Below are 24,704 nucleotides of genomic sequence, written 5' to 3' on the forward strand. Positions count from 1 at the left end.
GGCTCAGCGCATCCGCCACGCCTGCGTCCGCTTGATCAGAACCCGCGACAGGAACAGGTGGATCAGGCGTGCGGCGGCATTGGTGTAGAAGATCATCATCGCCATTGCGGCCGCCGGTGCCACATCGCCGGCGTCGTCCATGTTGAGCACCGCCACCGAAGCCAGCGTCGTGTCCTTGGAATAGAGGAACACCACCGCCGACACGGTCGTCATGGCGTTGACGAATATGTAGATCGAGATGTCGAGGATGGCCGGCAGGCAGACAGGCACGGTGACGCGCGCAAACAGCTTGTAGAAGGGCTGCTTGAGCGAAGCCGCCACCGGCTCGAACTCCTGGTCGATCTGCTTGAGCGCGGTCAGCGCCGTAAGGTGTCCCACCGTGTAGAAGTGGGTGATGGTGCAGACCACCAGAATGGTCATGGTGCCGTAGATGGCATGCAGCGGGTTGGCCGGATCGTTGAAGAAGAAGATGTAGGCGAGGCCGAGCACCATGCCCGGCACTGCCATCGGCAGCATGGCGAGGAACTGGAACGCCGTGCGGCCGGCGCGGAAGCCGTCGGTCTTCTCGACCATATAGGCGCCGACGAAGATGATGACCGTTCCGATGACCGCCGTCAGCGCCGCCAGCCGGATCGAGTTGTAGTACGAACCCCAGCCGCCGCCATCCATGCGGTCGAAGGCGAAATGCTTGAGACCGAGGCTGAGGTCGTAGGGCCAGAGCTTGACCAGTGCCGCGAACTGGCTGGTCGCCATGATGCCGAGGATGAAGACGGCGATCAGCGAACACCAGGCGAGGCAAAGCGTGTCGAATCCGCGGTTCGGCTTGGGCTGGTAGGGCACCGAGCGCGCTGACAGCAGCGCCACCTGCTTCTTGGTCACCATGCGGTCGACGATAAAGGCGGCGATGGCAGGGACGAGCAGGATGACCGAGACGACCGCGCCCATCTCGAAGTTTTGCTGGCCGATGACCTGCTTGTAGATGTCGACGGCAAGCACATTGTACTGACCGCCAATGACCTTGGGCAGGCCGAAATCGGTGATGACAAGGGTGAAGACGACGAAGGCTGCCGAGATCAGGCCGTAGCGGGCGCCGGGAATGGTCACCGTCCAGAAGGTGCGCCAACGACTGGCGCGCAGCGAGGCGGCCGCTTCGTAGTGGCGCTGGTCGGAGATCGCCAGCGCCGTCGAGATGATGATCATCGCATGCGGGAAGGCGAAGAAGATCGAGCCGACGACGATGCCGAGCGGGCCGTAGATCGAGGCCCCCATCAGCAGATCCTTGAGCATGCCCTGGTTGCCGAACAGGTAGATCAGGGCAATGCCGGGAAGCAGCGACGGCACCAGGATCGGCACCATGGCAACAAGCTTGAAAACACCCTTGAAGCGCATGCAGCTGCGGTTCCGCGCATAAGCGAAACCGAAGGCTAGCCCGACGGTGATGATGGTGCTGACGAGTGCGATGAACACCGAGTTCTCGATCGAGCGGAACAGCGTCGGCGTCGAGAAGTAGGCGGCGTAGTTCTCAAGTCCGAGCGCCCGTGACGGCCTGAGCATCACGCGGCGGAAGTCGTTGGAGGTGAGTTCCTGCCATTCCGTTCCGGTCTGCGGCTTGAGGCCGACGAGATAGGTTGCGTCAGAAGTCGTGCCACGAATCTTGTACTTCACCGGGCTGCGGAAGCTGAAGTCGGGGAAGAAGCTCGTCGCCTGCAGCCGCCCGTCGGAGTTGGTGGCGAGCTTGGCCGGCGGTACCGCATCGAGTTTCTCGTTCAGCGCTGCCGCGGTGACAGGTTGGCCCCAGTTGCCGTCCTTGTCGCTGACCTGGAACTCGAAATTGGCGAGGTTGAAGCTGTAGGTCGAGAACGATTTGGACAGCATGATCGCCAGGGGGGCTGCCAGCCCCACCACCAGATAAAGCGCGATCACGACCATCAGGCCGCGCTTGATCAACTCGTCGCGGTCGAGCCTGAGGCGGAGGCTGCGGCCGACGGGAAGGGCAGAGTCGAGAGCCATCGCCATGTCAGGCACCCCTAGGGTAGATCAGCAGCCGTTCGGCCGGCAGTTCGACCGTCAGCGCCACGCCTTGCACCAGCGACAGGCGGCGCGCGGCATTGATCGAGAAATCTGCAATCAACGTTTCATTGCCGAGCGCGTGGCCGTGCAGCCGGGTGCGCCAGAACGACCCCAGGAATTCCATCTCGCTGATGGTGACGTCGATGGCGTTGGCGGTCGCACCGTTGGCGAGAGAGCCGCTGGCGTGGGGGATGACGTCTTCCGGCCGGATCGCGGCGATGACCGGCGTACCGTCGTCGAAATCATGGGCAGCGCAGCTGAAGCTCGCCGCGCCGATGCCGACGGCGTTGTTCGACGCCCTGGCCTCGAACTTGTTGGCCTCGCCGATGAAGTCGGCGACGAAGAGAGTCGCCGGGTGGCGGTAAATCTCGGTCGGCGTGCCGATCTGTTCGATGACGCCGTGGTTCATCACCACGATGCGGTCGGCCATCGACAGCGCCTCCTCCTGGTCATGGGTGACCATGATGGTGGTGACGCCGAGCTTGCGCTGCAATTCCTTGATCTCATGGCGCAGATGGGTGCGCACCTTGGCGTCGAGTGCCGACAGCGGTTCGTCGAGCAGCAGCAGGCCGGGCGAAATGGCAATGGCGCGGGCAAGAGCAATGCGTTGCTGCTGGCCGCCGGAAAGCTGGGCCGGGTACTTGTTGCCCTGGTCGGGCAGGCCGACAAGCTTGAGCAACTCGGTGACGCGAGCCTCGATCTCGGCACGCGGGCGCTTGGTGTTTTCGAGGCCGAAGGCGATATTCCTGGCGATCGTCAGGTTGGGGAACAGCGCGTAGGACTGGAAGACGATGCCGTAATCGCGCTGCGACGGCGGCAGGGTCGAGATGTCGCGCCCGCCCTGTTGGATCGAGCCGCGGGTCTGCAGGTCGAGGCCGGCGATGGCACGCAAAAGCGTGGTCTTGCCGCAACCCGACGGGCCGAGGAAGCAGACGAACTCTCCCTCGCTGATGTCGAGCGATATGTCCTTCAGCGCATGGAATTCGCCGAAGGCTTTCCAGACGTTTGCGATTCTGAGATAGGCAGGCTTCACGTTCGGGCTGGCGGCGGTCATGGCGCTCACTTCAGTCGGAATTCGCGGCTGCCCGGCGAGGGTTTCGTGTCTCATCGTAACCATCCGGCTTGGGGGCAAGGGGCGGGCGCAGCCCGAGGCGACGCCCGCTTGTCGAGGGTGGCTGATGGAGGTCAGCTCTTCGGCTCGGACTTCGAGTCGTAGCGCTTGGTCCATTCCTCGAGGATGGCGTTGCGGTTGTTGGCCGCCCACTCGAAGTCGTTCTTGATCATCCTGGCCTCGATGTCGGCCGGCAGGTGCTCAACCGGCTTGGCGACGCCGGGCATGGCGACGACCGCATAGCCGACATTGTACATCTCGTTTGCCTTCTTCGAGACCGACCAGTCGAGCAAGGTCTTGGCAGCCTCTTCCTTGGACGTGCCGGCCACGATTGCCGACGCTTCCATGTCCCAGCCGATGCCTTCTTCGGGGATGATGATGTCGATGGGCGCACCCTCTGCCTTCGACTTGGCGGCGCGGAACTCGAAGGAAATGCCGATTACCGTCTCGCCTGCGGCTGCCATCTTGCACGGCTTGGAGCCCGAATGCGTGTAGGCGGCAACGTTCTGGTGCAGGCCGTCCATATAGGTCCAGCCGTCCTTGTCGCCGAACAGCTGCAGCCAGCTCGATACGTCGAGGTAGCCGGTGCCTGATGACGCCGGGTTTGGCATCACCACATGGCCTTTGTATTCAGGCTTGGTGAGGTCCTTCCAGCTCTTCGGCGCGGTCAGGCCAAGCTTCTGGCCTTCGATGGTGTTGAAGCAGATCGAGGCTGCCCAGGCGTCCATGCCGACCCAGCTCGGCGGATTGTCGCTGTCGACGAAATTGGGCTTCAGCTGGTCGGCTCCCTTGGGCGCGTAGGCTTCCAGCATGCCCTCGGACTTGAGAACCAGAAGCGAGGTGGCGGCGAGGCCCCAGACCACGTCGGCCTGCGGATTGTCCTTCTCGGCGAGCAGCTTGGCGGTGATGACGCCGGTGGAGTCGCGGATGAAGTTCAGCTTGATGTCGGGATGGTCCTGGTTGAACGTCTCGGCATAACGCTTGAGGTCTTCGGCCTCGATGGCCGTGTAGACTGTGAGCTCCGTCTCCGCCCAGGCCGCCGATGACATCAGCATCGTCGCAAAGGCGGCAAGCGCGAAGGTTTTCTTCTGGTTCATTGAAGTGGCTCCCATTTGAATCGCTTAGGCACGTTCTGATTGGGAGAGGTTTGTCGGGCCGCGTTTTGGCTGTGCCCGTTTGCGCCTCGTCCATGGTCGATAGTGGGAACGGGCGGTCAATAAGTAAAATCTATTCTTTTTATGATCTGGTAGGCTGAGCTTATGTGATGCACAGGGTTGCGACAGGCATGTGACAAGGCTGCCGCATGCTTGTGCACGGGCGTTGGTTTTTGCACCGAAACGCAAAAGCTTGCCGGCCTGTCAGCCTGAGAAGGCGAGTGCGATCACCCCGCCGGCAACGATGACGGCTGAAAAGATGCGGGCCTGCCACGGTTGCTCGCCGAATATGAACAGGCCGATGAGGGCTGCGATGATGACGCTCGATTCACGCACGGCCGAAACAGCCCCCAAGGGCGCGATCGTCTTGGCGTAGATGACGAGGCCGTAGGCGGAGACGGCGCCCAGGCCGCCGACGAGGCCGAGCGTGACCGTCTTGCGATCGATCTTGTGGGTTGCGCCGCGGCGTCGGAACAGCACGAACAGCGTGACGGGAAATTCGAGCAGGAACAGCCAGCCCATATAGCCGAACGGGCTGTCGGACAGGCGCACGCCGATGCCGTCGATGACCGAATAGGAGGCGATCAGCACGCCGTTGATGGCGGCAGCGCCGACGGCGCGCGGATCGGCATGGGCTGCGCCGCGCTGGAAGGCGAGGAAGGCAATGCCGAAGGTAATCGCGCCAAGCCCGACCCAGCCTAAGGGCGGCAGAGTCTCGCCGATCATCACATAGGCACCGAAAGCGACAAGCGCCGGGGCCAGTCCGCGGGCGATGGGATAGACCTGGCTGAGATCACCCAGCCGGTACGACTGGAACAGGAAGACGTAGTAGCCGTAGTGGACGACCGTCGACAGGAAGATGTAGATCCAGCTCGCTTGCGACGGTGGCGTGGCGAAGAACACCAACACGAGCCCGAGCGTGGCATGGGTGGCGGACACTGCTGCCAGGACGACGGCACGGTCGGTTGCGGCCTTGACGACGGCGTTCCAGCTCGCATGCAGCAAGGCTGCCACCAGCACGATGGTAAGGGCAAAGCCGGACATGCGTTCAGGCTTTCAGGAAGGTCGCAGGCAAGGGTAGTGTCCCGGTCGAGTACGAGCCGGCGTTAGGCAACAGCATTTCCCCTCCAAGCAAATGAGGGAGCACCAGGCTCCCTCATCGACACTCATCTGATTTGCCGGCTCAAGACAAGGCTCAGGCCCACGGCAAAGAGAAGGTCTTGACGTTGGTGAAGCTCTTCATCGCTTCGATGACGCCTTCCTTGTAGCCATTGCCCGAGTCCTTGATCCCGCCAAATGGCGACATCTCGATGCGATATCCCGGGACCTCCCAGATATTCACCGTGCCGACCTGCAGGCCGGCGATGTATTTCTGCATGCGGCGGAAGTCGTTGGTGCAGACACCCGACGACAGGCCGAAGGCGGTGGAGTTGGACAGTGCGATCAGCTCGTCGTCATTGTCGGGCGCGCGCACGATCGGGATGATCGGCCCGAAGGTCTCTTCCATCACCAGCTCGGACGTATGCGGCACGCGGTCGATGACGATGGGCGGCAACAGCGCGCCCTTGCGGCCGGGGTCGTAGAGCACTTCAGCACCCTGTTCGGCGGCCATGTAGACGCGCTTTTCGAAGAGTGCGGCGGCCTTCTCGTGCACCACGGTGCCGAGATCGGTCGAGCGGTCCATCGGATCGCCGAACCTGATCTTCTTCGCCCGCTCGAGCACCATCGGCACGAAGCGGTCGGCGACGCTTTCCTGGCACAGGATGTGCTTCACCGCCGTGCAGCGCTGGCCCGAGTTCTTGGTGGCACCTGCCACGGCGAGATCGGCCGCCTTGGCGAGATCGTCGTCCGACAGGTCGTTGAGGATGATCAGCGGGTCGTTGCCGCCGAGTTCCAGCACCTGGCGCTTGTAGCCGGCGGTGCGGGAGATCAGCTTGCCGACGGGCACGCCGCCGGTGAAGGTGATCAGCTCAATGTTGTCATTGGTGATCATCTCGGCGCCGATGTCGGCGGGCATGCCGGTCACGACAGACAGCATCTCAGGCGGCAGGCCGGCCTCGTAGAGGATGTCGGCGAGGATCAGCGCCGTCATCGGCGTGAGTTCCGTCGGCTTGACGACGACGCAGTTGTTGGTGGCGATTGCCGGTGCCACCTTGTGTGCCACCATGTTGAGCGGGTGGTTGAAGGGGGTGATCGCCGAGATCGCCCGCAGCGGCTCGCGGGTGGTGAAGATTTTCCGCGCTTTTCCATGTGGCGTCAGATCACAGGAAAAGATCTGGCCGTCATCCTGGATGCACATCTGCGCCGACAGCGTGAACACGTCATAGGCGCGGCCGACCTCATAGAGGGAGTCGGCCTTGGAGATGCCGAGCTCCAGCGTGATGATGTCGGAGATCTCTTCCTTGCGCGCGGCAAGCGCTTCGGCCGTGCGGAACAGGATCTGCTGACGCTCGTAGCGCGTCAGCTTCGGCTTGTAGTTGGCCGCGATTTCGAAGGCCTGGCGGGCGTGCTCGGCACGGCCCGCGGGTACCGTGCCGATGACGGCATCGGTGTAGGGATAGTGGACGTTGACGACGCCGTCGGCATCGACCTTGCGTCCGGCGATGCGCATCGGCTCGTGGCGCACCTTGAACGTCGTTTCAGCCTTGACCATGGTTGGTCCTCCCTCAGGCCTGTGCTGCGGCAAGCGCGGCATAATAGAACGCATCGAAGTTGCGCAGAACCGGCTCGTTGGGCAGCGTCTCAAGCTTGCGGTTGACGATGAACGGCACTGCCTGCTCGGTCAGGCCGCCATGCGATCGCAGCGGCTCGTTGAGGGCTGCGAGGTCGTGGCGGTGTTCGCTGGTGCCGATGGTCTTGTTTTCGGTGGACACCAGAACGATGTCGCCGATGCGGTCGGAGGGCAGTTCGAAGCGTTCGCAGGCCGTGGCGTTGTCGATGACGACGTCGATGCCCTCGATGGCGGCGAGGCGCTTCATGATGCCGGCCTGGTCTGCACCCTCGGGCAGGTAGGCGGTGGCAAACGAGCCGAGCGCGCCGTGATGGACGACATAAGGATCGGTGATCGGCAGGATGACGCGCGCTGCGTCCTTGCCGAGCCACTCGTCGAGCAGGTCCTGGACATAGACCACGTCAGGGGTGCCGTCGGCCTTGTGCTTGGGCTTCATGCCGTGATCGGCGGTGATGACGATGGCAGCACCGAGCGCGTCGAGTTCGCCGAGATACTTGTCGAACATCTCGTAGAAGGCGTTGGCCTGTGGCACGCCGGGTGCATATTTGTGCTGCACATAGTCGGTCGTTGTCAGGTACATCACGTCAGGCTTGAATTCCTTCAGCAGCTTGACGCCGGCGGCAAAGACGAACTCCGACAGTTCGGCCGAATAGACCTCAGGCACCGGCTTGCCGAGCCAGGCCGACGCATTGTCGATGCCGTGTTCGGCCTTTGTCGAGACATCGGACTTCTCAGACGAGAAGCAGATGGCGCGGCCGTCGTCGAACTTCAGGCCGCTGCCGAGAAGCGCCCGCAGCTTGTCCTTGGCGGTGACCACGGCGACGCGGGCGCCGGCATCGTAGAAGGCCTGGAAGACGGTCGGCGCGCGCAGGAAGCGCGGGTCGTTCATCATCACTTCCTTGCCGGTCTCGCGCTCGTAGAGGTAGTTGCCGCAGATGCCGTGCACTGCCGGCGGACGGCCGGTGGCGATCGACAGGTTGTTGGGGTTGGTGAAGCTCGGAATGACGCTGTGGGCGGTACGCTCGGTGCCGTTGGCGCGGATCTTCACCAGGTTCGGCATCAGGCCCGCCTTGATCGCTTCGTCGAGATAGGCCGGCTCGCAGCCGTCGAGACAGATGGCGATTGCCGGCACGCGCGGCCATTCGTAGTTGCGGCCGTTGGCGCTGACGTTGATCGTGGTCATCTTGTTCATTGGGAGGGGTCCTTTGTGATCTTCTTGTTATCAGGCGGCGAGCTTGGCGCGCTCGGCGATGGCGGCTGCGGGGGGAGCAGCGGTGTCGACGCCCATCTGACGCAGGGACTGGCCGGCGGCCTCGACGACCTTGCGCATGACATGCTCGTCCATCCGCCCGATGCAGCCGACGCGGAAGCTGTCCACCACGGTCAGCTTGCCCGGATAGATGATGAAGCCCTTTTCCTTCATCAGCTCATAGAAGCGGTCGAAGGCGAAGTCCGGATGGGCCGGGCAGAAGAAGGTGACGATGATCGGCGACAGCCAGCGGTCCTTGAGCAGCGTCTCGAAGCCGAGTTCGCGCATGCCAGCCACCATGACGTCGCGATTCCTGGTGTAGCGGGCGCCGCGGCCGGCGACACCGCCTTCGGCCTCGTGTTGGCGCAGCGCCTCGAGGAAGGCAGCAACCACATGCGTCGGCGGAGTGTAGCGCCACTGGCCGGTCTTGTTCATGTGCGCCCACTGGGCATGCACGTCGAGGCTGAGCGAGTGGCTGCGGCCCTTTGCGGCTTCGAGCTCACTCTTGCGGGCGATGATGAAGCCGAAGCCGGGTACGCCCTCGATGCATTTGTTGGCGGAAGACACCATGGCCTCGTAGCGCACGTCGCCGACTTCGAGCGGGATGGCACCAAAGGCGCTCATCGAGTCGACCAGGAACTTGCGGCCCTTGGCGTAGACGGTCTCGGAGATCTCGGCGACCGGGTTGAGGATGCCGGAGCTGGTCTCGCAATGGACCAGGATGACGTGGGTGATGGCAGGGTCGGCGTCGAGGGCTGCAGCCACCTCATCACCGCGCGGCGGCATGTAGTCGCCCTTGTCGATGGCGACGTGGTCGCGGCCGAGATAGCCGAGCGTCTGGACGATGCGCTGGCCGTAGGCGCCATTGACCAGCACCAGCGCCTTGCCGTCACGCGGCACGAACGAGCCGAGCATCGCCTCGACGGCGAAGCTGCCGCTGCCTTGCATCGGCACGCAATCGAACTCGCCGTTTCCGTCGCCGAGCATGGCGAGCAGCCGCTGGCGCATCTCTGATGTCATCGCCCGGAAGTCGCCGTCCCATGAGCCCCAGTCGCGCAGCATCGCTTGCTTGACGGCATAGGAGGTGGTCAACGGCCCGGGGGTGAGCAAATAGGGTTCACCCAATGCCGGAGCAGGGAGGGGGGCCGGAGCAGGGAAGGTGGCCTGAGCCGCAAGCTTATGTTCGGACAGCATTTTCGTCTCCTCGCCGTCATCCTGAGATTGCCTATGGCTCACCTTGGAATCCCCTGATCCATATGTACAATCGTTATTTCGTATCCAATGATAAGTCTGGGTAATGATGTTTGGATGACACGGGCAAATTCGCTCAGGCCGTCTTGGCCAGCCGGCTTTCCAAGAGGTCGCCGCTCTGGGTCAGGATCGGGTAGGCGACGGATACCAGCAGCGAGTTGAATTCCTTCAGCGCCCGCACCGCTTCGAGATGGATGTCGCTGGTCTCGATGCTCTGCACCGTACCCGATTGCAGGCGCTTCAGGTGGCGTTCATGGCTGTCGCGCTCAAGCTTGCGCATGCGTTCCTTCTCGACCACCAGCTGGCGCGCCGCTTCGAGGTCGCCCGACACCAGAACGTTCATGGCAATCTGCATGTTGGCCAGAACCCGGTCATGCAGGGCCGTCAGCTCCGACCAGCCTTCCCTCGAGAAGCTCAGCCTCTTGTCGCTCTTCTCCTCGGCCAGTACCAAAAGGTTCTTGGCGATGATGTCGCCGGCATGTTCGAGATTGATGGCGAGGTCGGTCAGTTCGATGCCGCGCCGCGCCTCGTCCTGGCTCATCGTGCCGCGATTGACCTCGGCGATGTAGAGCTTGATGTCGGTGTGGGCGCGGTTGACCTCCTCGTCGAGCCGACGCAACTGTGCCACGCGTGCCTTGTCGCCGCTTTCGAACAGCTCCATGACAGGCCGCAGCATGATCTCCACCGTTTCGGCCATGCGCAGCACCTCGCGGGTGGCGCTCGCCAGCGCCACGCCAGGCATCTTGATGACGGTGCGGTCGAGCGCGCTCTTGCGCCGCGACATCAGGTCGAATGTTTCTTCGGCTGCCGGCGCGTCGGGCAGGATCAGCCGCGCCAGCTTCTCCATGACAGCCGTGAAAGGAAGGCAGGCAACCAGCAAAGCGAGGTTGAAGGCGAGGTGCATGTTGACCACCTGCCGGGCGGCCGTCTCGCCGAACCAAGCCATCGGCAGAGTAGCCGCCTGCAAGCCAACCAGAATTGCGACCGCTGCCGTTGCTCGGAAGATCAGGTTGCCCAGCGGGATGCGTCTGGAATCGATTGCCTGGCCACGGGTCAAGCCGACGGCGACGAGCCCGGCGCCGAGATTGACGCCGAGGATCATCGGCAGCGCCACCTCTGCCGGCAGCACGCCTTGGGCTGCCATCGACATGAACAAGAGCACCGAGGCGACACTGGAGTGGATCAGCCAGGTGAACAGGGCAGCTGCGCCGAAGGCCGTCACCGGATCGCCGCGCAGATAGTCGATCGCCATCGGCAGCAAGGCGCTGTGACGCATCGGTGCGGTCGCTTCGCCGACCATACGCAGCGAGATCAGGATGAAGGCGATGCCGAGCAGCGTGCGCCCGGTCTGCTTGACGATCCGGGCCTCGACCTTGAGGAACATCGTGGCGCCGGCGAACAGCAGCAACGGCACCAGCCAGCTGAGGTCGAAAGACAGCGCCTGCACCACCAGCGCAGAGCCGACATCGGCGCCCAGCATGACGGCAAGCCCGCCGGAGACGGTCATCACGCCGGTTGCAGCGAAACCCGCGGCGAGCACTGCAACGGCCGTCGCACTCTGCAACATGACGGCAAGCACGGTGCCGGCAGCCGCCGCACGCACCCGGCCTTTGGTGGCGCCACGCAGCGCCTCGCGTAGAAATACGCCATGGGCGCGCTCGACGCCGGTGCGCACCATGCGCACGGCCCACAGCAGAAGCATGATGGCGCCTGCCAGCTGCAGCAGGATATACAGAAGATGCATGGTGCCGTGCCTCCCAACGCGCGGCGCGCAAGGGTGGCGCCTGCCCTATCCTCGGCATGTCAGGCCATAAATCAAATCGTTAGTTTCGATGTTTCTATCGCTCCAGTTTATTGCTAGTCTGCTCTGATATCAGGGATCAGACATGCGCTACGTGCAGCTCAGGGCTTTCCACTATGTCGCGGTGTGCGGCGGTTTTTCGCGCGCCGCCGAGATGCTGTTTCTCACCCAGCCGGCCATCTCCGACCAGGTGCGCAAGCTGGAGGAAGAGTATGACGTGCTCCTGTTCAACCGTCACAAGAAGCAGGTGACGCCGACGGCGTCGGGCCTCCAACTGCTCGAAATCACGCGGCGCATGTTCGACACGGAACAGCAAGCACTCGAGCTCTTGTCGGAATCCCGCGCGCTGCGCTCAGGCACGCTGCGCATCGTCGCGGACGCCGCCCACCATCTGCTGCACATTCTCGGCCAATTCCGCCAGAAATATCCCGGTATCCAGGTCTCGGTCCGCGCTGGCAATACCGAGACGGTCATTTCCAGCCTCTACAGCTACGAAGCCGATATCGGCGTGCTCGGCGAAATTCCGACCGGCCGCGATTTCGAGATCGTCAAGCTCAATTCGACGCCGATCATAGCATTCGTCTCGACCGATCATCCGCTGGCGACAGCCAAGTCGCTGTCGCTGCACGAACTGTCCTTGCTGCCGCTGGTGATGCGCGAACGCGGCTCGAAAACCCGCGCCAAGCTGGAGGACCTCGCTTCGAAGGAGGGTTACGAATTCAAGCCGGCGATCGAGGCGGAAGGCCGCGAGGCGGTGCGCGAGATCGTCGCCTCGGGCGCCGGTGTCGGCTTCGTATCGGCGGCAGAGTTCGGACAGGACGTCCGACTGGTCCAGATCCCGATCGCTGCGCCCGAAATGCTGATGGACGAAGCACTGATCTGCCTCAAGGAGCGCAGCGGCGGCAAGCTGGTGCGGGTCTTCCTCGATATCGCTAGGTCGATGGCTACGGGATGAGCATCGCTAGCGACCTGTGCTAGGCTGTCTTGCCCACCAGCCTGGGAGGCCTGCCCGTCTTGGAGATCATCGTCCTCTCGCTGCTGCTGCTGTCGCTGGCCTTTTCGCTCGGTTTTGCCCTTAACCGTGGCTCGACCTGCGCGGTGATCGCGATCACCGAACTGATCCAGGAGCGCAAACCGGCGCGTTTCGTAGCATTCTTCGAATGCACGCTCTGGGGCGCGCTCACCTACGCGGCCTGGCAAATGACGTCCGGACCGCAGGCGCATTGGTCGGCGTTGGCCTACACCGCAACCGGCGGCGTGATCTTCGGCGTCGGGGCTTTCGTGAACGGCGCCTGCGCTTTCGGCAGCGTCGGCCATCTTGGCAATGGCGATACCCAGTTCGGCTTCACATTCCTTGGCATGTATGCGGTCTCGACTGTAGCAAGCCTTGCAAATCTGTTGCCCGCAGTGATGACGTCGTCAATGTCTCTTCAGGTTGCCGCGCCAGTCACCCTGTCGATGCTGGTCGGTTTTGCCCTCCTCCGTTTTGTGATCCAGCGAAACAACGTCACGGCATATCTCAAGATGACATGCGCCATGCTGACCACTGGCGTGGCCTACGCCACGATCGTCTTGCTCAAACCTGGCTGGTCCATCGCGCTGTCGCATGCTCAATCGCTTCCATTGGCATCCATAGCCATTACCGTGGCAATGTTTGCCGGCAGCGTTGGCAGTCGCTGGTTGGAGAGAGGCCGCACCAGGATCAAATGGCCAAGCCTCCGCGGCGCGCTTCGCCGCCTCGTCGGAGGGACGCTGATGGGAAGCGGGGCAGTGCTTATCCCTGGTGGCAACGACACGCTACTGCTGGTGGGGCTACCCATAGGCGCCCAGGAGGCGGCGCTTGCCTATCTGCTGTTTGCCATATCGGTTGCAGTTCTTGTTCGGACGATTGGCTCACCGGCCCAGGCATGGTCTTAGCGATCTGGCGGTTCCAGGTTCAACACTTTGCAAAAATTTTCTCTGGTGTGAAACAAGATTTCATGCTAGGAATTATCTGACTTCGGATCAGATCGGCAATCGGCCGCCATCCGAACATTCGCAGACCCAAGCAACCGAACCATGTGCCGAAGCCTCCGGGCTTCGGGCAGGTCGCTATTGACTGGCGATGGCTATGAAAACGGCATCAACCTTCCTCCAGCTTTTGGCCCTGAGCGCATGCCTCGTTGCCCGGGTCCTTGGCGCGGGAGACATGCAGACGCCGGGTGTGCGCCGTGCCCTGCAGACCATGGCGGGAGCCGGACGTCAGACGATCACCGAATGCCTGACAGCGCAGGCCTGAGGCGGAACCGGAGGAGAATGCCTGCTAGCCGTCGACGGCGATCGCAGCGCCGGGAACATAGAGCAAGATCGGCCGTATTTCGTAAACCGCGGTCGGGTTGGCGGAACGCAGCTCGCGTGCCGCGGCCACCGCGCCGTCCATGCTGGGATAGTCCACCACGTAGAAACCGAGAAGCTGCTCCTTCGTCTCGGCGAACGGACCGTCGGTGACCAGTCCAAGTCCCTTTCCCCGCAGTGTGACCGCGCTTTCGGTTGGCCCGAGGCGCGCTGCCGGTCCCAGATGCTTTTCGCCGACGAGACGATCATTGACCTCAAGCAGGTCCTCCATAAGTGCGGCGTCTTCTTCCTCGGTCCAGGATTCGACAACGCCCTCGGCGTGATAGGCCAGGATGGCATACAGCATGGTTGTTCCTCTCTTCTTCCGCACCTTCCGATTGCGGACAAGCGAGCCATTGTTTGATGCTGACTGCAAGTGTCAAAAGCTGTCCGGTCGCCGTCTTGGCAGGACGGCAGCCGATCACATGCGTATGCCTTCGAAAAGCTCGCGCTCGCGAGCCAATCCCTCGCCGACGACGTCGAAGAAGGCACGGACACGCGCCGTGCCCTTGAGGTCCTGATGGGTGACGATCCAGAGTTCGCCGGCGAGTTCTTCGATCGGCCGGGCCAGCGCGCGCACCAACCCCGGCTCGCCGTCGCCGAGATAACAAGGCAGGAGTGCCAGGCCGATGCCGGCCCGGGCCGCCACCGACTGGTTGACCAGGCTGTTGGTGCGGTAGACGAAACGTTCGGCCGGAACGTTGCGGTCCAGCCAGTCTGCGGCCGTGATGCCACCCGCCGTCTCCTCCCAGCCGACAAGGGCATGCGGTCCGAGCGCCGCTGTGTCGCGGATCGCGCCATCATGGGCGTCGAGATAAGCCGGCGAGGCAAAGAAGGTCCAGGCGACGCCGGCAAGCTTGCGGCCCCAGAGGTCGCCTTCCCTGGGCCGGATCGGCCTGAGCGCCACGTCGGCCTCGCGACGCGACAGGCTGAGAACACGGTTCTCGATGGCCAGTTCGACAACGATGCCGGGATGCACGGCGCGGAACCCGGCCAGATGCTTGGTCAGCCTGGAGTAGGCGAGCGTTTCCGACGAGGTGACGCGCAGCCGCCCGGACAGGCGGCCATCGGCGCCAGCGATGTCGCGTGCCAGCGCCAGCGCCTCGTCCTCCATGCGCTCGGCAGCCGCCGCCATGCGCTCGCCTGCCGGTGTCAGTTGGTAGATGCCGCCGGGCAGGCGCTCGAACACCCGCACCGCCAGCTTCTGTTCGAGCCCGTTGAGCCTGCGAAACACCGTCGAGTGGTCGATGCCGAGCAATGCTGCGGCTGAGGTGAGGCTGCCAGCACGGGCCACGGCGAGCACCAGCCTGAGTTCATTCCAGTCTTCCATGCAGATGTTCTAGCACTTCGTATCTTTGCAGTCATGCAAGCGTGGTTGGCAAAATGCCAATGAGCGTTGCCAGATCGCAAGCTCTAGATTGTCCCCTGAAGCAACGACCGTCAGGTCAGAACCCAAGAGGACAGACCATGAAACTCTACTATGCCACCGGGACCTGCTCGCTCTCGCCACACATCGTGGCGCTGGAGGCCGGCATTCCACTCGACATCGAGCGCGTCGACATCTTCAGGAAGCCGCATGTCACCGGCGCCGGAAATGACTTCACCACGGTGAACCCGAACGCCTATGTGCCGGTGCTCGAACTCGACGACGGCTCGCTCCTCACCGAGGGGGCAGCGATCGTGCAGTATCTTGCCGATCTTAAGCCGGAAATCGGGCTGGCACCGGCGGCCGGCACGCGCGAGCGTTACCAGTTGCAGTCTTGGCTCAACTTCGTAGCCACCGAACTGCACAAGATGTACAGCCCGTGGCTGTTCCACCCCGAATATGGCGTTCAGGCGCAGGAGGTGGCGCGCGGCAAGATCACCGAACGTCTGGCTTATGTCGAACGCCATCTGGAGCGCAGCGGCCTCTATCTGATGGGCGAGACCTTCACCGCCGCTGACGCCTATCTCTTCACCATTGTCGGCTGGTCCGCCTATGCCAAGGTCGACCTCTCCGCGTTCCCGCAACTGCGCGCCTACATGGATCGTGTCGGCGCGCGGCCCAAGGTGCGCGACGCGATGCGGGCCGAAGGCATGAAGCTCGCGGCCTGACCATGGGCCAGGGACTTGCCTGGGCGCTTCTGGTGGTGGCGGGCGTGCTCGACGTTGCCTGGGCGGTGTCGATGAAACATGCCGAAGGCTACACTCGGCCCGGTTGGACGGTGGTCTCGGTGCTTCTGCTGGCAGCCTTCGTCTATCTGCTTGGCAAGGTAATTCAGGTCCTGCCCGTCGGCACCGCCTATGCGGTGTGGACCGGTCTTGGCGCAGCCGGCACGGTCATTATGGGCGTCGTGTTGTTCGGCGAGACGCTTGGGCCGTTGAAGCTGGGTGGCGTCATTGTCGTGCTTGCCGGCATCGCCATGCTGAAGCTGGCGGAAGCCTGACGCAAAAGAAAAGCCCCTCCCGCGGCGGGAGGGGCAGTCGGGGGAGGGGTCTGGGAATGATCAGGCAGCTTCGTGCAGTTCCGTGCTGTCGGCCTTCACGCGCTCGGATTTGGGATCGTAGGGCGCCTTGAGATGAGCCGTTGCCGTGTAGCGTTCACCGGCAAGGTCGATCTCGAAGCGGCCGCTTTCGATGAAGTCCTTGTCGATGCCGGCCTCGTTGTGCAGCAGGCCGAGCGCCACCGAGCGGCCGAGCGTGTGGCCGTAAGCAGCCGAGCGCACTTCGCCGACTGGTTTGCCGTCGCGCAGGATCAGTTCACCGCCCCAGAGCATGGGTGCCGCATCGTCCACCGTGAATTGTACGATGCGGCGGGTGAGCTTGCCCTTGGCCTTGGCGGCGACCAGCGCCTCCTTGCCGATGAAGCCGTTAGGCTTGTCCATCGACACGGCGAAGGCGAGGCCGGCCTCGTACGGGGTGATATCGGGCGTCAGCTCGCGGCTCCAGGCGCGGAAGCCCTTCTCGATACGCAGCGCTTCCAGCGCATAGTAGCCGCAGTCGGCAAGGCCATGCTCGCGGCCCGCTTCGTGCAGCGCCTCATAGACGCCGATGGCGAATTCGGTCGGCACGATCAGCTCCCAGCCAAGCTCGCCGACATAGGTCATGCGGTTGGCGTAGGCGGTGGCATAGCCGATGTCGATCTCGCGGATGGTGGCAAAGGGGAAGCCGGTATTGGAAAGATCGGCCGAAGTCAGCTTGGCCAGGATGTCGCGCGAGCGTGGTCCCATCAGCGCCAGCACGGCATAAGACGAGGTGACGTCGGTCAGCGTTACATGCGCGTCCTCGGGGACGTTCTTTGAAATCCAGTCGGCATCGTGCACCGCCTGGGCCGAGCCGGTGACGAGCAAGAACTTGTCGCGGCCGAGACGCATCACGGTAAGATCGCTCTCATAGCCGCCGCGCTCGTTGAGCAGGCCGGTGTAGATCGAGCGACCGATCTCGACGTCGATATCGGCTGCGCAGATGCGGTTGAGCACTCGCGCTGCGTCGCGGCCCTGCACCAAAATCTTGGCAAACGAGGTCTGGTCGAAAATGCCTGATGCCTCGCGGGTGGCCTTCATCTCGCGCTTCACCGCCTCATGCCAGTTCTGCTTGCCGAAGGCGTATTGCGTCTCGGGCTTCTCACCTTGGGCGGCGAACCAGTTGGCGCGCTCCCAGCCCATCTTGGAGCCGAAGCAGGCGCCCTTCGCGGCGAGCCGGTCGTACAGCGCGGAGCGACGGAAGGGACGGGCGGTGTCGAGCTCTCGGTTCGGCCAGGGCATGGCGTAGTGCAGGCCGAGCGTTTCCTTGACGCGGTCGTGCAGCCAGCGCGGATTGTTGTTGAAGCCGGCAAAGCGCCTGATATCGACCGGCCACAGGTCCATGGTCGCTGCACCATTGACGATCCACTCGGCCAGCGCCCGGCCGGCGCCGCCGGCACTGGCGATGCCCATCGAATTGAAACCGGCGCCAACGTAGAAATTCTTCAGTTCCGGTGCCTCGCCGAGGATGAAGTTGTTGTCGGCGGTGAAGCTTTCGGGCCCGTTGTAGAATTTCTTGACCTCTGAGGTTTCCAGCTGCGGCACGCGGATAAGCGCGTTCTGCATCAGGATCTCGAACTGGTCCCAGTCGTCGGGCAGAAGCGCGAACTCGAAATCGTCAGGAATGCCCTTCATGCCCCACGGCTTGGCCTCGGGTTCGAAGCCGCCCATGACCAAGCCGCCGACCTCTTCCTTGAAATAGATGTAGCCGTCGGGGTCACGCAGCACCGGCAGGTCCGGATGCACACCCGCGATCTTGCCAGTGACGATGTACATGTGCTCTGCCGAATGCAGCGGCACCGTCACGCCGCACATCGCGCCAACCTTGCGCGCCCACTGTCCGGCGCAGTTGACCACGATTTCGGCTGCGATGTCTCCCTTGTCGGTGGAAACACCTGTCGCCCGGCCGTCTTTGGTCTGGATGCCGGTGACGCGGACACGCTCGATGACCCGCGCGCCGCGGTTGCGCGCGCCCTTGGCCAGCGACTGGGTCAGGTCGGTCGGGTTGGCCTTGCCGTCGCCCGGCAGCCAGACCGCGCCGACCAGATCGTCGATGGCCATCACCGGCCATTTCTCTTGCGCTTCCCTGGCCGAAATCACCTCGATGTCAACGCCCTGCGCGCGGGCCGAGGCGGCGGTGCGCTTCAGCACGGTCATGCGGTCGGCGCTGCGTGCCACCGACAGCGAACCGCAGTTTTTCCAGCCCGTCGCAAGCCCGGTCTCGGCCTCGAGTTCGCTGTAGAGCTGGGTCGAGTATTTGATCAGGCTGGTCATGTTGGCGTGGCTGCGCAGTTGCCCGACGAGGCCGGCGGCGTGCCAGGTGGTACCGCCACTCAGCTGGCCCTGCTCGAGCAGCACGACATCGGTCCAGCCGAGTTTTGTCAGGTGATAGGCGACCGAGCAGCCGATGATGCCACCGCCGATGATGACGACGCGTGCCTGCGTCGGGAATTGCTGCGCCATGATGAAAGAACCTCCCAAAGGTGATGCTTGTCACCATATCTTGATCGCAACAAAATGCAACACAAAATGCAACAAATAGCCACATTAGATCACGCGCCTGATGGCGACCTTGCGGCTGCGTGGCGCGGCTGGCAGAAATTTTCGCGGCGCTGTCGGAACGCGCCGCCGCCGAACGTCTTGAAGACGTAAAGCCGGCAGGGGCGATGAAGGAGAATGACATGAGAAAGATCGTGGTGGGTGCATTCATGAGCCTCGACGGCATCATGCAGGCGCCGGGCGGACCGGACGAGGATCCGATCGGCGGCTTCACATTTGGCGGCTGGGCCGCGCCCTATTTCGACGAGACCATGACCGAGGCGGTGGGTGGGATGTTCGCCAGGCCCTTCGACCTTCTGCTCGGGCGCAAGACCTGGGACATCTTCGCCGCGCACTGGCCTTATGTCGACGCCGACGACCCGATCGGCCCGCTGTTCGACCGCATCAACAAATATGTGGCGACACGCAACCCCGAGCTGAAGCTCGGCTGGCAGAACAGTCATTCGCTCGGCCCGGATGCGGTAGCTGCCGTGCGCAAGCTGAAGGCCGAAGACGGGCCGGACCTCCTCACCCAGGGTTCGACCGATTTCCTCAAGACCCTGCTCGCCAGCGACCTCGTCGACGAGCTCAACGTCTCGATCTTTCCGCTGGTGCTCGGCAAGGGCAAGCGCCTGTTCGGCGACGCGGCGCTGCCGTCGAAGCTGAAACTGGTGTCGTCCAAGGTTTCCGGCACGGGCGTGACCGTCAACAAATATGTCTGCGACGGCGATATCGTCACCGGCTCGTTCGAGTTCGAGACGCCGACAGAGGCGGAACTGGAGCGGCGGCGGAAGCTGACTTGACGTTCACGCAAAAGGCGGAGCGACGTGGCGCCGCGCTTCGCCATCTATTCCCCGACGATCACCTTCGGCCCCTTGCGCTCCAGCGCCTCGATCATCGCTGCGGGCGGAGGAGCGTCGACGATGACGCCGGCGGCGAGTTCGAAGCGCTGGATGCGCAGCGGCGTCAGCCGGCCAAACTTGGAGCTGTCGAGCACGAAATAGGCGCGGGCCGCGGTGGCTGCCATGCGCGAGCGCTGTTCGGCGCCGTTGCGGGTGAAGTCGGTGATCTCGCCGTCGGGCGACAACGCGCCGCCACCGAGAAAGGCGACGTCGATGCGGAAGCGGCCGATGGCTTCGAGCGCGTCGACGCCGACGGCAGCCTCCTCCGACGGGTCGATCTCGCCGCCCAGCATGTGCACGCGCACATGCGGCTGGCGGCACATGTGCAAAGCGATCGTCAGGCTGGTGGTGCAGATGGTCAGGTTCTGTTTGCCTGTCAGCGCATGGGCCACGGCGAGCGTGGTCGTGCCGGAATCGAGGAACACCACCATGCCGTCCTCGACCAGCGCTGCGGCAGCCCTGCCGATTGCCGCCTTGCCGCCGGCATTCTCCTGACTGCGCAGGGTCAGGGCCGGCTCGGTCGCCTCGAACAGGGTTGCGCCGCCATGGACGAGGTCGAGCTGGCCGCGCTCGGCCAGGAACTTCATGTCGCGCCTGATGGTCTCGCGCGACACGTCGAAGAAGGCGGCGAGCTCGGTGATGCCGACCGATCCGTCGGTGGCCAGCCGCCTCAGGATCTCATCGTGGCGGCGCGGCGCGAGCGCCCTGTGGTTCTGCGAGTCGGACATGCACTCTATGTGGCGGCATTGCTCCTGTTATGGCAAGCAGATGTTGCAATGTGTGGCATGTGGAGTGTGGCGCCACATCAGAACGCCGCATATGTCTGTTCGGACGCGCGGCGCTCTGGCTAGTCGTGGGCGCAGCGCTCGACGACCGTCGCCCGGCTGCGGCGGCCGAAGGCCTTGACCTCGATTTCCTTGAGGTCCACCTCCTCACCCTTGAGAATCCACTGGTTCCTTGCCACGCCGCAGAAAGCCAGGTCACCGAAGGTGACGGCTTTCCGTGACTGGCTGTTGAGCGTGACTGCGCCCGTGGCAGCTGTCGGGCAGTTAACCAGGACTGCCTGGAGTGACGCTGCCAAGAATCGCAATGTTGCATTTTGTGCTATTTTGCGCCAATTTGTGCCTCGACGGTTTTGGCCTGGGAAAAGTCGAACTCCTGCCTTGCCGCATGCGCCGGGAGGGCCACATGAACGCGCCAAGCAAGCACACGGACTTCGATGTGGCAGCCCGCTGGCCGGGCGTGGGTTTCCAGCGTCCGGTGCCGCGATCCCAGGTGGCGCAGGCATCTGCCGCGTTCTCCATCCTGCTCTTGCAGGGCTTTTCCCAGCTCTGCCTGTCGTCACTGGTCGAACCGTTGCGGCTCGCGAATTCCCTCGCCGGTGCCGAGCTGTTCCGCTGGAAGCTCGTCAGCCTCGACGGCCGCTCGGTGGCGAGCGCCAGCGGCATTTCGGTTGAGGTTTCCGGCAGCTTCGCCGAGGCGGCCAGGGCGCTGCCGTTCGAGCCGCAGGGGGCATTGGCGATCTGCGCCGGGGAAGGTGTGGAACGGCACGGCTCGCAGGAACTGCGCGCCTGCCTGCGCCGTGTCGGCCACGCCCAACTCCCGATCTATGCCTTGGGCACCGCAACCTGGCTGCTGGCCGACGCTGGATTGCTCGGTGACGCCCGTTGCACCATCCACTGGGGCAAGATGGCGGCGCTGTCCGAGACCTTTTACGACCTCGCCATCGACGATGCGCTGTTCGTGCGTGATGGCCAGATCATCACCTGCGCCGGTGAGTTGGCGGCCTTCGACCTCGCCATCGACATCGTGCAGGAGCGCTGCGGCACCGAGCTGGCGCGCAGCATCTGCCAACACGTCACAGCCGACCGCTGGCGTGATGGCGCGGCCTGCCAGTCGGTGCCACCCGGCCTGCGCTACGGCAACACCGGCAAGAAGCTGTTGCGCATCATCCAGCTTATGGAAAAGTACATCGAAGAGCCGCTGTCGCTCGAGGAGATCTCGGAGCGGGTTTCGCTGTCGCGCCGCCAGATCGAACGGCTGTTCGAACGCCATCTCGCGACAACGCCGTGGCAGCATTATCTCGGCCTGCGGCTTGCCAAGGCGCGCCAGCTGATCGAGCTGACGGCGATGCCGATCATGGACGTCGCGGTTGCCTGCGGCTTCGTTTCGTCATCGCATTTCTCGAAAAGCTTCCGCGATCACTTCAAGGTCCTGCCGAGCAAACTGCGGGCGGCGGCAGCCTAGCCGTCCCGATCCAAGCCTCGACCGATCTTCTGGTCCGCGACAATCAGATTAATCAGGGTTCCTGATAAATAATCCAGAAATTGCTATTTGTCGATCAATCCCCAGCATTGCTAAGACTCTTTCACTGCATGAGGGGCGTGCGGTTGGCGGCAAGACAACCTGTGGGTAGCGCATGTTTCCCACGGCCAGTTTTCATCACCTGAAAACTCTCAATCTCGCTGACGCGAGCGCTGCCAGCATGCCTCTGACGTGTTCGAAACAAGCGACCGGCGCTGGAAAGTTGGCGGACCATGAGCGAACCATCTGTCGAACTGCTCGAAGGGCGGAGCTTCGATGTCCTCATCGTCGGTGCCGGTGCCAATGGTTCGGCAACGGCGGAAGCGTTGGCGAGGGCCGGCTATCTGGTCTTGCTCGTTGACAAGTCGGATTTTGGCAGCGGCACCACCAGTCGCTCTAGCCGCATGCTGCACTGTGGCTTCCGATCGCTCGAAGGCGCTGCTGGCAAGTCCTTGTGGCAGCATCTGTCCCAGTTGCCGGACCGGCTGAAGCTGTTGAAGAGTGCCCGCGAACAGCTTGCCGCACGTGCCGAGTTCGCTTCGGTGATGCCTGCGCGGGTACGGCCGGTGACTATCGCCATGCCACTCTTTCGCGGCAGCGTCGGCGGGTGGCAGATAGACATGGCGGCGGTGCTGCTGTCACTGCTCGGAACGGGTGGCTTCCCGCTCGATTACAGGCGGCTGAAGGCCCATGAACTCGCGGACCTGCCGTTTACCGATTGGTTGCGCCAGCGCCAAGACTTCACCGGTGCCGTGACCTTTTGTGATTATGTTTTCGACTGGCCGGAACGCATCTGCGTCGACCAGGCGATGGCGGCGGAACAACTGGGCGCCTGCGTTCGCAACTACACCGCCGTCGAAACCATGTTCCAGTCTTCAGACGGTGGCTGGACAGTGGCCCTGCGCGACGAGATTGACGGCACCAAGGCAACTGTTGCAGTCCGGCTCGTTCTCAATCTTGCCGGACCCTGGATCGACAAAGTCACGCAAACGGCATCTTCGACCGCCCCCCAGCGTATCGCGGCGAGCAAGGGTGTGCAGATCGCCGTTGCGCTGCCCGAACGCTTCCAGGACCACGGTTTGGTGGCGGCGACAGACAAGGGGGCATTTGTCTGCATCCCTAGCCAGGGGCTGCACCTGATCGGTGCAACCAACAGCAAATTCACCGGCGATCCCTCGGATGCCGTAGCGACTGAAGACGAAATTGAGAATCTGCTCGCGCGTACGAATGCGCTGTTGCCCGGCGCGGGCCTGGGCAGGGCCGATGTGCGCTATGCCATTGCGGGTGTCCGGCCGGGCAGCAGGGGTTCGCCCGGGCGAGTCATTCATGACCACGCGGCCGACGGCCTGCCCGGGCTTGTTTCGGTGACAGGCGGAACAGTCGCGACCTCGCGTCAGACCGCCCAATCCTTACGGAGGCTGGTTGCCAGGCGCTTCAAGGCATCTCGCTCGGCCAAAGGTGAGCGCCTCGACCTGCTTGATCCGAAACGTGGCGCTGCCGACGCCCCAAGATTTGCCGTGGAACATGCCCGAACTATCGCCGACGTGGTTTTCCGTCGCGGTGGGCAAGCCTGGGCAGCTCATTTCGACGAGCAAATGGTTCAGTCCGCCGCCGATGCGCTCGGCCGCAGCAATGGCTGGGATCAGGCGCACATGAATCTGGCGATAGCCGAATTTCGTGCCGAACTGGCCGAATACTACCGACGCGATCTCGGGTCGGTCCCTCCCGAACAATCTGGTAGCAGCAGGAGCACGGCATGCCTTTCGTAAGAATCGAACTCTTTCCCGGCCGCACGCGCGAGCAAAAGGCGGCAGCGGCCAAGGCGGTGACCGAGGCCTTGGTCAACACACTTGGCGGCATGGGACCGCAGTCCGTCTACATCACCTTTTGGGAGATGCAGCGTGAGGACTGCGCGGTCGGTGGGCTGCTGAAGGACGAACCGACGGCGCCGTCCAAAGGGCCGTAATCGAAAGAACACCAACGCCGACCTGCAGTGGCCGGCGTTTTTGTCTGAGGGGGAAAGAATGACCGAAGAGATGCGTGGTTGGGGGTTCAGGGTGCTGCAGCGCCGGCACAAGGTGGATGACGCAACGGTTGCGTTGTTCCGGAAGCTTCCGGTGGCAATCGTCAGCGATTGCATGTCGCGCATGGCAGCCGGCGGCAGCGGCATCAGGCCCATGCATGCCGGCGGCGGCTTCGCCGGTCCGGCGCTGACCGTGAAGACGCGACCGGGCGACAACCTCATGGTGCACAAGGCCATCGATCTTGCCGAGCCGGGTGACGTGCTGGTTGTCGACGCCGGCGGCGACCTGACCAACGCCATCATCGGCGAGATGATGGCAGCTCATGCAGCAAACCGGGGTGTCACCGGCATCATCATCAATGGCGCCATCCGCGACAGCAAGGCGATTGGCGAGGCCAGCTTTCCCATCCATGCGGCAGGCGTGACCCACCGCGGGCCCTATCGCAACGGCCCGGGCGAGATCAACGTCGAGGTTTCCATCGACGGCATGGTCGTTTGTCCGGGCGATCTCGTCATCGGCGACGATGACGGCATCCTCGCAGTACCGCATCGTGACGCCATCGCCATCCATGCCTTGGCAGCGGCAAAGAAGGCCGATGAGGATGCGGTCATGGCGAAAATACTGGCGGGAACGAACGATCGTTCCTGGGTCGACGCGGAATTGGCATGCACGGCCTGCCGCTTCGAATAGACAAA

Annotated in this window: 23 protein-coding genes; 10 read left to right on the top strand and 13 right to left on the bottom strand. The window is 63.4% G+C overall.

Annotated elements, in window-relative coordinates:
- Positions 1-3: 3 nt before the first annotated feature.
- From Amn_RS29195 to Amn_RS29230, 8 genes are all read right to left on the bottom strand, one after another.
- Complete coding sequence (locus Amn_RS29195; protein ID WP_286298541.1) at positions 4-2,016, bottom strand: putative 2-aminoethylphosphonate ABC transporter permease subunit; 2,013 nt, start codon at positions 2,014-2,016, stop codon at positions 4-6.
- A gap of 1 nt (position 2,017) precedes the next feature.
- On the bottom strand, positions 2,018-3,178 hold the full coding sequence (locus Amn_RS29200; protein WP_286298544.1) for a putative 2-aminoethylphosphonate ABC transporter ATP-binding protein: 1,161 nt from the start codon (positions 3,176-3,178) through the stop codon (positions 2,018-2,020).
- Positions 3,179-3,255: 77 nt separating this feature from the next.
- Positions 3,256-4,278, bottom strand: coding sequence for a putative 2-aminoethylphosphonate ABC transporter substrate-binding protein (locus Amn_RS29205; RefSeq protein ID WP_067967996.1), 1,023 nt, complete (start codon positions 4,276-4,278; stop codon positions 3,256-3,258).
- A 261-nt stretch (positions 4,279-4,539) separates the two neighbouring features.
- Entirely contained in the window at positions 4,540-5,379 is an 840-nt protein-coding gene (locus Amn_RS29210) for an EamA family transporter (RefSeq protein WP_286298547.1), read from the bottom strand.
- Positions 5,380-5,530: 151 nt separating this feature from the next.
- Entirely contained in the window at positions 5,531-6,988 is a 1,458-nt protein-coding gene (gene phnY / locus Amn_RS29215) for a phosphonoacetaldehyde dehydrogenase (RefSeq protein WP_286298549.1), read from the bottom strand.
- 13 nt (positions 6,989-7,001) lie between these two features.
- Entirely contained in the window at positions 7,002-8,258 is a 1,257-nt protein-coding gene (gene phnA / locus Amn_RS29220) for a phosphonoacetate hydrolase (RefSeq protein ID WP_286298551.1), read from the bottom strand.
- Between the two features lie 30 nt (positions 8,259-8,288).
- Positions 8,289-9,509 (bottom strand): 2-aminoethylphosphonate--pyruvate transaminase, encoded by a 1,221-nt coding sequence (locus Amn_RS29225; RefSeq protein WP_286298556.1) that lies wholly within the window; start codon positions 9,507-9,509, stop codon positions 8,289-8,291.
- 133 nt (positions 9,510-9,642) lie between these two features.
- On the bottom strand, positions 9,643-11,310 hold the full coding sequence (locus tag Amn_RS29230; protein ID WP_286298557.1) for a Na/Pi cotransporter family protein: 1,668 nt from the start codon (positions 11,308-11,310) through the stop codon (positions 9,643-9,645).
- Between the two features lie 142 nt (positions 11,311-11,452).
- Between Amn_RS29230 and Amn_RS29235 the strand changes: the two genes are divergently transcribed.
- The 3 genes from Amn_RS29235 (at position 11,453) to Amn_RS29245 (ending at position 13,645) form a co-directional block, all read left to right on the top strand.
- On the top strand, positions 11,453-12,322 hold the full coding sequence (locus Amn_RS29235; protein ID WP_182575074.1) for a LysR substrate-binding domain-containing protein: 870 nt from the start codon (positions 11,453-11,455) through the stop codon (positions 12,320-12,322).
- 59 nt (positions 12,323-12,381) lie between these two features.
- The gene (locus Amn_RS29240) at positions 12,382-13,284 is read left to right on the top strand and encodes a YeeE/YedE thiosulfate transporter family protein (RefSeq protein ID WP_286298562.1); all 903 of its coding nucleotides are present in this window, start codon (positions 12,382-12,384) and stop codon (positions 13,282-13,284) included.
- A 193-nt stretch (positions 13,285-13,477) separates the two neighbouring features.
- Positions 13,478-13,645 carry a hypothetical protein gene (locus tag Amn_RS29245; protein WP_169808396.1) on the top strand — a complete coding sequence of 56 codons (168 nt, stop codon included), beginning with the start codon at positions 13,478-13,480 and terminating at the stop codon, positions 13,643-13,645.
- A 24-nt stretch (positions 13,646-13,669) separates the two neighbouring features.
- Here Amn_RS29245 and Amn_RS29250 read toward each other — a convergent pair whose 3' ends face one another.
- Positions 13,670-14,047 carry a YciI family protein gene (locus Amn_RS29250; protein ID WP_067968045.1) on the bottom strand — a complete coding sequence of 126 codons (378 nt, stop codon included), beginning with the start codon at positions 14,045-14,047 and terminating at the stop codon, positions 13,670-13,672.
- 114 nt (positions 14,048-14,161) lie between these two features.
- Complete coding sequence (locus tag Amn_RS29255; protein ID WP_067968047.1) at positions 14,162-15,070, bottom strand: LysR family transcriptional regulator; 909 nt, start codon at positions 15,068-15,070, stop codon at positions 14,162-14,164.
- Positions 15,071-15,207: 137 nt separating this feature from the next.
- On the opposite strand from Amn_RS29255, the gene gstA reads away from it, so the two are divergent.
- Positions 15,208-15,834: a glutathione transferase GstA gene (gene gstA / locus Amn_RS29260; protein ID WP_154384357.1), complete on the top strand. Its 627-nt coding sequence runs from the start codon at positions 15,208-15,210 to the stop codon at positions 15,832-15,834.
- Positions 15,835-15,836: 2 nt separating this feature from the next.
- Positions 15,837-16,166: a DMT family transporter gene (locus tag Amn_RS29265; RefSeq protein WP_067968053.1), complete on the top strand. Its 330-nt coding sequence runs from the start codon at positions 15,837-15,839 to the stop codon at positions 16,164-16,166.
- 60 nt (positions 16,167-16,226) lie between these two features.
- Here the strand turns inward: Amn_RS29265 and Amn_RS29270 are convergent, their stop codons facing one another.
- On the bottom strand, positions 16,227-18,704 hold the full coding sequence (locus Amn_RS29270; protein WP_286298569.1) for a GcvT family protein: 2,478 nt from the start codon (positions 18,702-18,704) through the stop codon (positions 16,227-16,229).
- Positions 18,705-18,922: 218 nt separating this feature from the next.
- Between Amn_RS29270 and Amn_RS29275 the strand changes: the two genes are divergently transcribed.
- A complete protein-coding gene (locus Amn_RS29275; RefSeq protein WP_286298571.1) occupies positions 18,923-19,582 on the top strand; it encodes a dihydrofolate reductase family protein in 660 nt (219 codons plus the stop codon).
- Between the two features lie 44 nt (positions 19,583-19,626).
- Here the strand turns inward: Amn_RS29275 and Amn_RS29280 are convergent, their stop codons facing one another.
- Positions 19,627-20,409 carry a DeoR/GlpR family DNA-binding transcription regulator gene (locus tag Amn_RS29280; protein WP_067968058.1) on the bottom strand — a complete coding sequence of 261 codons (783 nt, stop codon included), beginning with the start codon at positions 20,407-20,409 and terminating at the stop codon, positions 19,627-19,629.
- Between the two features lie 119 nt (positions 20,410-20,528).
- Positions 20,529-20,762, bottom strand: coding sequence for a hypothetical protein (locus Amn_RS29285; protein ID WP_286298574.1), 234 nt, complete (start codon positions 20,760-20,762; stop codon positions 20,529-20,531).
- Between the two features lie 107 nt (positions 20,763-20,869).
- On the opposite strand from Amn_RS29285, the gene Amn_RS29290 reads away from it, so the two are divergent.
- The 4 genes from Amn_RS29290 (at position 20,870) to Amn_RS29305 (ending at position 24,699) form a co-directional block, all read left to right on the top strand.
- Positions 20,870-21,928, top strand: a complete 1,059-nt coding sequence (locus Amn_RS29290; protein ID WP_286298577.1) for a GlxA family transcriptional regulator — start codon at positions 20,870-20,872, stop codon at positions 21,926-21,928.
- Positions 21,929-22,218: 290 nt separating this feature from the next.
- Entirely contained in the window at positions 22,219-23,754 is a 1,536-nt protein-coding gene (locus Amn_RS29295; RefSeq protein ID WP_286298580.1) for an FAD-dependent oxidoreductase, read from the top strand.
- Positions 23,742-23,951 (top strand): tautomerase family protein, encoded by a 210-nt coding sequence (locus Amn_RS29300; RefSeq protein ID WP_286298582.1) that lies wholly within the window; start codon positions 23,742-23,744, stop codon positions 23,949-23,951. The genes Amn_RS29295 and Amn_RS29300 overlap by 13 nt, the downstream gene beginning before the upstream one ends.
- Before the next feature lie 58 nt (positions 23,952-24,009).
- The gene (locus Amn_RS29305; RefSeq protein WP_246340892.1) at positions 24,010-24,699 is read left to right on the top strand and encodes an RraA family protein; all 690 of its coding nucleotides are present in this window, start codon (positions 24,010-24,012) and stop codon (positions 24,697-24,699) included.
- Positions 24,700-24,704: the final 5 nt, after the last annotated feature.

Origin of the sequence: Aminobacter sp. Y103A (genome assembly GCF_030294925.1) — a bacterium.
Taxonomy (GTDB): Bacteria; Pseudomonadota; Alphaproteobacteria; order Rhizobiales; family Rhizobiaceae; genus Aminobacter; species Aminobacter ciceronei.

Coding starts and splice junctions, on each gene's coding strand:
- Amn_RS29250 (WP_067968045.1), bottom strand. CDS start 14,047: ATGCTGTATGCCATCCTGGCCTATCACGCCGAGGGCGTTGTCGAATCC.
- Amn_RS29205 (WP_067967996.1), bottom strand. CDS start 4,278: ATGAACCAGAAGAAAACCTTCGCGCTTGCCGCCTTTGCGACGATGCTG.
- Amn_RS29195 (WP_286298541.1), bottom strand. CDS start 2,016: ATGGCGATGGCTCTCGACTCTGCCCTTCCCGTCGGCCGCAGCCTCCGC.
- Amn_RS29265 (WP_067968053.1), top strand. CDS start 15,837: ATGGGCCAGGGACTTGCCTGGGCGCTTCTGGTGGTGGCGGGCGTGCTC.
- Amn_RS29305 (WP_246340892.1), top strand. CDS start 24,010: ATGACCGAAGAGATGCGTGGTTGGGGGTTCAGGGTGCTGCAGCGCCGG.
- phnA (WP_286298551.1), bottom strand. CDS start 8,258: ATGAACAAGATGACCACGATCAACGTCAGCGCCAACGGCCGCAACTAC.
- Amn_RS29210 (WP_286298547.1), bottom strand. CDS start 5,379: ATGTCCGGCTTTGCCCTTACCATCGTGCTGGTGGCAGCCTTGCTGCAT.
- Amn_RS29200 (WP_286298544.1), bottom strand. CDS start 3,178: ATGAGACACGAAACCCTCGCCGGGCAGCCGCGAATTCCGACTGAAGTG.
- Amn_RS29235 (WP_182575074.1), top strand. CDS start 11,453: ATGCGCTACGTGCAGCTCAGGGCTTTCCACTATGTCGCGGTGTGCGGC.
- Amn_RS29290 (WP_286298577.1), top strand. CDS start 20,870: ATGAACGCGCCAAGCAAGCACACGGACTTCGATGTGGCAGCCCGCTGG.
- Amn_RS29295 (WP_286298580.1), top strand. CDS start 22,219: ATGAGCGAACCATCTGTCGAACTGCTCGAAGGGCGGAGCTTCGATGTC.
- Amn_RS29300 (WP_286298582.1), top strand. CDS start 23,742: ATGCCTTTCGTAAGAATCGAACTCTTTCCCGGCCGCACGCGCGAGCAA.
- Amn_RS29255 (WP_067968047.1), bottom strand. CDS start 15,070: ATGGAAGACTGGAATGAACTCAGGCTGGTGCTCGCCGTGGCCCGTGCT.
- gstA (WP_154384357.1), top strand. CDS start 15,208: ATGAAACTCTACTATGCCACCGGGACCTGCTCGCTCTCGCCACACATC.
- Amn_RS29280 (WP_067968058.1), bottom strand. CDS start 20,409: ATGTCCGACTCGCAGAACCACAGGGCGCTCGCGCCGCGCCGCCACGAT.
- Amn_RS29230 (WP_286298557.1), bottom strand. CDS start 11,310: ATGCATCTTCTGTATATCCTGCTGCAGCTGGCAGGCGCCATCATGCTT.
- phnY (WP_286298549.1), bottom strand. CDS start 6,988: ATGGTCAAGGCTGAAACGACGTTCAAGGTGCGCCACGAGCCGATGCGC.
- Amn_RS29245 (WP_169808396.1), top strand. CDS start 13,478: ATGAAAACGGCATCAACCTTCCTCCAGCTTTTGGCCCTGAGCGCATGC.
- Amn_RS29275 (WP_286298571.1), top strand. CDS start 18,923: ATGAGAAAGATCGTGGTGGGTGCATTCATGAGCCTCGACGGCATCATG.
- Amn_RS29270 (WP_286298569.1), bottom strand. CDS start 18,704: ATGGCGCAGCAATTCCCGACGCAGGCACGCGTCGTCATCATCGGCGGT.
- Amn_RS29225 (WP_286298556.1), bottom strand. CDS start 9,509: ATGCTGTCCGAACATAAGCTTGCGGCTCAGGCCACCTTCCCTGCTCCG.